A 2558-nucleotide genomic window follows, 5' to 3' on the forward strand; every position below is an offset into this window, starting at 1 on the left:
CCTTTCTGGTTTTCCTTCCGGCTCTGGCCTGGGATTTATTGTCTTGGCGCAGGCAAGATTTCGCCCAGTCAGCAAGATGTGGCCCGCCGGGAGCCATTGTTTGCTTGGTGCTGGGGGTTGGGTTGTGGGGAGTTTTGGTTAGTCGTCTGTTTTCGTTGACGTTTACGGTTCTGGCACGGGACTTGTTGTACGGGACTGTCCTTTTCTGAATGGACTCACCGTTTTCAATTGTTTTTCCGTCAAGGAGCAGACTATGCCAACCCCATGTTATATCAGCATCGAAGGCCAGACTCAGGGCAACATCACCGCCGGCGCCTTCACCGCCGATTCCGTCGGTAACATCTACGTCGAAGGTCACGAAGACGAAGTGCTGGTCCAGCAGTTCGACCACACCGTCACCGTCCCGACCGACCCGCAGTCCGGCCAGCCTTCCGGCCAGCGCGTGCACAAGCCGTTCAAGTTCACCGCCGCCCTGAACAAGGCCACCCCGCTGATGTACAACGCCCTGGCCTCCGGCGAGATGCTGCCCAAGGTCGAGCTGAAGTGGTACCGCACCTCCGTGGAAGGTAAACAGGAGCATTTCTTCTCCACCATCCTGGAAGACGCCACCATCATCAACATCGACTGCACCATGCCTCACTGCCAGGACGCGACCAAGACCGAGTTCACCCAGCTGGTCGAAGTCTCCCTGGCCTACCGCAAGGTCACCTGGGAACACGGCATTGCCGGCACCTCCGGCTCTGACGACTGGCGCTCCCCGGTCGAGGCGTAAGCCCCGATCGTCGACACCCGGGCCGCTATTGAGGTCCGGGTTGTCCGATGTCACTGACGGATTCCGGCAACGATCGCTTACACACCCGTTTGGCCGGATCGGTTACACTCGGGCGACCCACTTGCAGGAGGCAAGTGGCCGTCCAGCGGACACTGTGACGGGAAGTTGAGCTCGTTTCTGAGGGCGCGAAGGGCAAGGCGCACGGCACGCAGCGACTGAAGCTGACCGTTTGGGGTCGCTGAGGGAGCGAGTACCGCGCAACGCCGCCATTCGTGTCCTCAGAAGCGAGATCGCGGTTTTCCAGTTTCAAGGATGAGACCATGCCCCTACCTACCGGCCTGCAGTTCACGGCCCGCCTCGGCACCCTGCCGGACGACACCTTTGCGGTGGTCGAGTTTGAACTCGAAGAGCACCTGTCCCGGCCCTTTACCCTGACCCTGAAGCTGGCCAGCGCCTTTGCGGACATTGCCGCCAGCGATGTGCTGGACAAAGGCATGGAGCTGGTGGTCTGGCAGGACGGCCAGGCCCTGCGCAACGTCCAGGGGATCGTCACCGCCTTCAGCCGGGGCGACAGCGGCCATCGTCGCACCCGCTACGAAGTGGAAGTGCGACCCGCCCTGTGGCGCCTGGGGCTGATGCACAACAGCCGCATCTTCCAGCAGCAGACCCCGGATGTGATTCTCGGCACCCTGCTGGACGAGCGCGGCCTGGTGGACAAGACCTTTGATCTGAAGCGGACTCCGCAAGAACGGGAATACTGCGTCCAGCACCGGGAAACGGATCTGGCTTTTCTCAGTCGTATTGCCGCCGAGGAGGGCTGGCACTACCGGTTCGATCCGACCACCGCCGGTCAGCCCATTGTCATTGCGGATCATCATCGGGACGCCCCACAACTGCCGGAAGTGGGCTACAACGCCACGTCAGGCGGATCGCATAAAACCCCCTGCGTTTTCCAGTTCAGCTATCAGGAAAAAGTCTCCGTCGCCGGCGTGGCCCTGAAGGACTACACCTTCAAGAACCCCGCCTACGCCCTGATGCACGAGGCCAATGCGGCGGACCTGGACAGCCAGCGCAGCGACTACGAACACTACGACTACCCCGGCCGCTTCAAGGGCGATGCCTCCGGCCAGCCCTACACCGAAGCCCGACTGGACAGCCTGCGCAAGGACGCCAGCCTCGGAACTGGCGAGAGCAACCGCCCGGACTTCAGTGCCGGGGCCAAGATCACCCTCTCCGGCCACAGCACCGACAGCCTCAACCGGGACTGGCTGATCACCACCGTCAAACACACCGGCAAGCAGCCCCAGGCGCTGGAAGAGGAAGGCGGCAGCAAGCCCACCACCTACAGCAACACCTTCAAGAGCGTGCCCGGGGATACCGCCTGGCGGCCGGAGCCGCCCGCCAGACCGATCATGGACGGCCCGCAGATCGCCATCGTCACCGGCCCCCAGGGCGAGGAGATCCACTGCGACGAGCACGGCCGGGTCAAAGTAAGGTTCCCCTGGGACCGTTACAGCCAGAACGACGAACACAGCAGCGCCTGGCTCAGGGTCAGCCAGGGCTGGGCCGGGGGCAGTTACGGCTTTATGGCGTTACCCCGCATCGGCCACGAGGTCATCGTCTCCTTCCTGGACGGCGATCCGGACCAGCCGATCATCACCGGGCGCACCTATCACGCCACCAACACGCCGCCCTACGCGCTGCCGGAGCACAAGACCCGAACGACCCTGAAGACCCAGACCCACAAGGGCGAGGGCAGCAACGAACTGCGCTTCGAGGACGAGGC

At 62.9% G+C, this 2558-nt stretch carries 2 protein-coding genes; both read left to right on the forward strand.

Going from position 1 to position 2558, the window contains the following annotated elements; genetic code table 11:
• Positions 1–253 precede the first annotated feature (253 nt).
• A complete protein-coding gene (locus JL474_RS21385) occupies positions 254–772 on the forward strand; it encodes an Hcp family type VI secretion system effector (protein WP_123636782.1) in 519 nt (172 codons plus the stop codon).
• Positions 773–1092: 320 nt separating this feature from the next.
• Positions 1093–2558: type VI secretion system tip protein TssI/VgrG (gene tssI / locus JL474_RS21390; protein ID WP_203144045.1), on the forward strand; the 1466-nt coding region annotated here is incomplete at its 3' end.

The organism is Marinobacter mangrovi, from assembly GCF_016798325.1.
Lineage (GTDB): Bacteria > Pseudomonadota > Gammaproteobacteria > Pseudomonadales > Oleiphilaceae > Marinobacter_A > Marinobacter_A mangrovi.

Bases quoted from the DNA above. Each gene is read 5' to 3' on its own strand.
- JL474_RS21385 (WP_123636782.1), top strand. From the start codon at position 254: ATGCCAACCCCATGTTATATCAGCATCGAAGGCCAGACTCAGGGCAAC.